Genomic DNA, 5453 nt, shown 5'->3' on the forward strand with positions numbered 1-5453 from the left:
GTGCCTTGTCGTACCTCTACCATGTGCCTTGTCGTACCTCTACCATGTATACACCGGCAGGGAGTTCAGACCCGAAAGTTAACTGTTCGTTAACCGCTGTTTTAGCTTCTTTAACCAGTTGCTGGGCTATATTATAAACCCTATACTGTAATGCATCGCTGCTAGGGCTTTCTACCTGCACTTTAAACCCAGTTGTACTTGGATTTGGCCATGCAGTAACTTTTAGTGCAAGCAATGATTCGAGGGCGTTTCCAATATTGGTGTTTAATGGAAACTCTTCAAAATTCACTGCACCGGCTTCCTGGTTCAATAACAGTTCTGGCTTATTGCTGGTTGCCTCGCGCGAATTAAAACTGACCAGGTTACCAGATCCTTTTACTCCCTGATTGATCAGCTTGATAGAAATGATTTTTTTCCCTAAAGCAAGCTGGCTATTGATATAGGCGGTTACATCCAGTTCGTACCAGGCACGAGCCGTATTTTTAACAGTATAGCTACCAAGCAATGTACCACTTTCTGCTGGTTTGTTGTTCCAGGTAATGGTGCCTTCTCCCCAGGTGGTATTGGCCAGGCCATATACCGATACAATCCTCGATGGATTAACATCGATACGGGAAGCATATAGCCTGATCTTTGCACTGTTTACTGCTGAACCCGAAAATGTACTATAATCGAAACGCAGGTAAGATTCTCTGAACGCAGACCAGTTATCGCTGCTCACATCCAGGCTTTTTGAGCTTCCGTTATTGGCGTTCGCAAAAACACCATCCCGTACAAATGCATCGGCCACCGGATTAACAGTTAAAGCCTGTGGGGCGTTTACCTTCACCGTAACAGCTAAAGATGTTGCCACCCTGCCTAAATTATCGGTTGCTTTTGCAGTAAGCGTATACGTTCCAGAAGGAACATTATTCCACACCATGTTATAGGGTGCCGTTGTAGATTGGCCCAACAAAGTTGATCCTTGATAAAACTCTACTTTAACAATTGTTCCGGTAGTATTGACATTAAGGGTAATATTCGAATTTGACGTAAATACAGCATTGTTTACCGGAGCGGCAATAGCCACTGTCGGCGCAGCACTCACATTAACATTTACAATAGCAGATATAGTTGTTCCCCCATTATTATCGGTTGCCTTGGCTGTAAGCGCATAGGTTCCTGCACTAGGGCTGGCCCAGGTAAAACTGTAAGGCGCAGTTATAGACTTACCCAACAGGGTGCTGCCCTGGTAAAACTCCACTTTGGCTACTGTTCCATCGGCATCGGCGGCGTTGGCACTAATGGCCAGATCCGATCCTGTGGTAAATACGGCATTGTTTGCTGGTGAGGTGATGGCCACCGTAGGCAAAGTATTAACTGCAATGTAAACCGCTCCAGAAACTGTTGTTCCTCCGTTGTTATCGGTTGCTTTAGCGGTAAGACTGTAATTACCTGTTGTAGGATTATTCCAGGTGAAGCTATATGGTGCAGTGGTTGACTGACCCAACAATGTGCTGCCCTGATAAAATTCTACTTTGGCAATTGTTCCATCGGCGTCGGCAGCATCGGCATTAATGGTAACGTTCGTTCCCAATTGGAATACAGCATTGTTTGCAGGTGAGGTGATGGCCACTGTTGGCAAGGTGTTCACCGTAATGTTAACCACATTAGAAGCTGTTGCTCCGCCGTTGTTATCCATTGCCTTGGCTGTAAGGGCATAAGTTCCTGCAGCAGGATTATTCCAGGTAAAATTGTAAGGTGCAGTGCTTGACTGACCAAGCAATGTACTGCCCTGATAAAACTCTACTTTGCTGATTGTTCCGTCTGTATCAGCCGCATCGGCTTTAATGGTAACGTTCGTTCCCCCTGTGAATACAGCATTGTTTGCCGGCGAAACGATGGCTATCGTTGGTATGGCATTTATCTTAATCCTAACCGTATCTGCAACAGCTGTTCCACCATTATTGTCGGTGGCCTTCGCAGTGATCTTATAAAATCTTGGACCAGGATTATTCCAGATAAAGATATATGGTGCAGCGGTAGATTGCCCTAACAAAGTACTGCCTTCATAAAACTCTACTTTGCTAATTGTTCCATCAGTATCACCAGCATTGGCCTTTAGGACAACATTAGCACCCGCTGTATATACAGCATTGCCTGTTGGTGAACTGATGGCTACCGTTGGCAAGGTATTGATGGTAACCTCAACGGTGTCTGATATTGTTGTTCCTCCATTATTATCAGTTGCTTTAGCGGTAAGGCTGTAATTTCCTGCTGTAGGATTATTCCAGTTAAAGCTATATGGCGCAGCTGTAGATTCACCTACCAGGGTTGAACCCTGGTAGAACTCCACCTTGCTGATTGTTCCATCGGTATCAGTGGCATTGGCATCAATAGTAACATTGGTACCAGCCGTTAACACAGTATGGTTTGCTGGTGAACTGATGGCCACGGTTGGCAAGGTATTGATGATTACACTAACCGTATCTGATACCTTTGTTCCTCCGTTATTATCAGTTGCCTTGGCGCTAAGGTTGTAATTTCCTATAGCTGGATTAGTCCAGGTAAAACCGAAAGGCGCAGCTGTAGATTCTCCTAATAAAGTCGATCCCTGATAGAATTCTACTTTGGTGATTGTTCCATCTGTATCAGCCGCATTGGCATCAATAACAACGTTTGTACCTGCTGTAAACACCGCATGGTTTGCCGGTGAACTGATGGCCACCGTTGGCAGGGTATTGATGATTACTTTCACCGTGTCTGATACCTTTGTTCCTCCGTTATTATCGGTTGCTTTAGCGGTAAGGTTGTAATTTCCTACAGCTGGGTTAGTCCAGGTGAAGCTATAAGGTGCAGTGGTTGACTGACCTAAAAGTGTGCTGCCCTGATAAAATTCTACTTTGCTGATTGTTCCATCGGTATCGGCAGCATTGGCATTAATAGCAACATCGCTACCAACTGTAACTACTGCATTGCTAACAGGCGAAGTAATCGATACCGTTGGCAATAAGTTAGCAACATCTACAGCCGGATAAACCAGTTTTCTTGAACCATCATATCCGATAGCATAAACACTTGTAGAACCAGCACCATATTGAACCGTTGTGTTTGCGTTTGCTGTGGTTGCTTCTCCAGCCCCATAAATAGCCACATCGGTAAGTACCTTTTGGTTATAGGTCTCAAAAGCTACTGCACTGCCCCATTTCGAATTATCAATCTTTAATGTGTTGGTATTAACCGTTACACCAACCGTTGCAGTTGCAGTTGTTGCCAATGGTGTACGGTTTTTAAAGGTGTTTATCGTATTTGCCGATATATAATTTAATACCGGAGATACTGGTTTTGGATATCCTTTAGCCTGTACACTAGCAATTAGTGCATCTATCTGTGCTTGTGTAATGGTTAAACGCTTTATAGCATAATCGTCTATATCCATATCAATTGGCAATAGGTAGCCACTTTTCACAAAGAAATCGGTCAAATCTTCGTGAACAGCATCGCAGGCAGCACTTACAAAGTTGAGTAATAACTGGCCTTCGTTTAGTCCCGTCTGACTGGTTGTACGCATTTTCTCCAGCACATCGCCATACCAGAAAGCTACATCCGGCTGTCCAACCGTGGCTGCTGTGCCAGTTAATCGCTGTTGCATAGTAGGCAGGTTTTTACCTGCACCAGCAAGCTGGTAATATACTTCCAATTGCCACAAAGGCACCAATCGCACAAACACATCGCCTTGTGCCTCCATATGTTTTTTCTGTATCAAACAATTATCAAACAACGAGCCGTACCGTCCACCATATAAACTGGCAGCTCCCGCTTTAGGTGCATCATTACCTTTTTCAAGTCTTGTCGTATTTGCATAATTGGTACTAAAAAGATATTGTATCCATGCCGAATTAACATTGTTTGTTACTTCCGTCATGCCTATCCATTTGGCTCCTGGCCTCACCTGATTGTTATGGCCATACTCATGGGCAACTCCCCAGGGATCTTTAAAAACTCCGGTAGCACTAGCAAGATTAGACCCACTGCCACCAACACCTATGGGATAATTTACACCCTCACCACTTGCATTCGGATTTCCATCACCAGTTATAGACCTTAAAAACATGTGGTTTTTAGGCACCCTGTTATATTTGGTTAGACCATTTAAAATATATTCTGCATGCACAATGGTATCATAGGCTGCAACCAGTTCTTTTCCACTGGCTGCCGAATTACTGATCAGTATATTTTTGTTGAGATTTAGATTGGTATAGATTCCTTTCATATCCAATTTCGAATACACACCGTTAAGCAACATTTTCGTCCACTCATCATTTGTGTCCGTTAAAGGATTGTAATATCCGTTCACCTGGCCTGTGGCAATGTTAATCTGTATAGGCTGTAGACCTGCATTATCGCTAAAATAACCGATATAGGCCAGTCCATCATGTAGCACATTGATAATGTTTACCCCTTTTTTCAAGGGATAGCTATCGGTAGTGGCGCTATAATCCAGTCCAAAATCTTTAACAATTAACTGTGGGTTTACACCATAGGTATCGCCAACAAAAACAATCGCTTTGGTATTCGCCTTAAAGGCAATCCCTGTCGGGTTTTCAACCCTGTTTAAACCGTTTGTTTTTAATATKCCCTCTACCGTGCCCGGATTTGGATAATAATCATAGGTCTGTACGCGGTATTTCCTGTTATAACTATTGTTGAAAATACACTGGGCCAGAGATTTAAAAAATGGAGAAGCAATGGCATCGATATCGGTTTGCGTTATTCCAGCTTTTAATGTGGTATGCAGATCATCCGCAAAAATATTAGTGTATAAATTGCCGGCGCTGTTTTTCTGATAGAACTGCATTTCGGCACAACTGGCATAGTTATTTTTACCCGTAAGCACTTTAACTACAACCTGGGTAACGTTGGTTAAGGCTGCAGGGAAACTGATCTGATACGCAGCTGAACTAAAACCCGTATCAAAATTCATTAATTTGGTTAAAGTGGTTTGTGTTGTGGTTTTATACCAAATTTCGCCTGTACCAAAAATACCGTTTGAGCCACCATCCTGCCTCGGCACATAACTAATATAGTCGATGGTTGGGCTAGTGGTAAAATTATAAGTTAAACTGATCGGGAATCCCCCACCCGCATAGTTAGAATGGTATAAGGTAGCCGTGTTGTTATCGTATGTACGCGTGATATCTTCGCCGCCGTTTGCCGCAGGGCTTACGCTGGCGCTGGAAATGGCCAGTTTAATATCAGAGTAGGCCGTAAAATCTTCTGCTATTGGATTATCGCAATCTAAAGGCTGAACGAATGGCCCAGTTTCTGCAGAACTAAAATTGATTTCAGCACAACTTGAAAAATTGCCTCCTGCCGCCCTGATTACAAAGCGGACGATATAGGGTTTTACAATCGGGCTGGCTGTCATGTCGATCGTTTTTACCGCATTGGTCTGGGCCCAGCTAATATTGCTC

At 43.6% G+C, this 5453-nt stretch carries 1 protein-coding gene; it reads right to left on the reverse strand.

What is annotated here, in order from left to right:
* Positions 1-16: 16 nt before the first annotated feature.
* On the reverse strand, positions 17-5407 hold the full coding sequence (locus AC1DPQ_RS16330; RefSeq protein WP_477610258.1) for an Ig-like domain-containing protein: 5391 nt from the start codon (positions 5405-5407) through the stop codon (positions 17-19).
* Positions 5408-5453: the final 46 nt, after the last annotated feature.

The sequence above is a fragment of the Pedobacter sp. 01T416_2 genome (assembly GCF_056398925.1).